This is a genomic window from Romboutsia weinsteinii (assembly GCF_002250835.2).
GTDB lineage: Bacteria > Bacillota > Clostridia > Peptostreptococcales > Peptostreptococcaceae > Romboutsia_A > Romboutsia_A weinsteinii.
Window position 1 is genome coordinate 1 of the sequence record NZ_NOJY02000163.1, and the last position, 524, is coordinate 524.

Genomic DNA, 524 nt, shown 5'->3' on the forward strand with positions numbered 1-524 from the left:
TTTAGGAGGCGACCGCCCCAGTCAAACTGTCCACCTGACAGTGTCCCAAGACCTGATTCAAGGCCTATGGTTAGAGTCCCAGTACTACAAGGGTGGTATCCCAAGGATGACTCCACACAAACTGGCGTTCATGCTTCATAGTCTCCCACCTATCCTGTACATGTAGTACCAAGACCCAATGTCAAGCTACAGTAAAGCTCCATGGGGTCTTTCCGTCCTGTCGCAGGTAACCGGCATCTTCACCGGTATTACAATTTCACCCAGTCTGTTGTTGAGACAGTGCCCAAATCGTTACGCCTTTCGTGCGGGTCGGAACTTACCCGACAAGGAATTTCGCTACCTTAGGACCGTTATAGTTACGGCCGCCGTTTACTGGGGCTTAAGTTCACTGCTTCGATTGCTCTAACAGATCCCCTTAACCTTCCAGCACCGGGCAGGCGTCAGCTCCTATACATCGTCTTGCGACTTAGCAGAAACCTGTGTTTTTGGTAAACAGTCGCTTGGGCCTATTCTCTGCGGCCATC

At 51.1% G+C, this 524-nt stretch carries 1 rRNA gene; it reads right to left on the bottom strand.

Annotated elements, in window-relative coordinates:
• Window positions 1-524 (bottom strand): 23S ribosomal RNA (locus tag CHL78_RS20520); the annotation flags it as partial.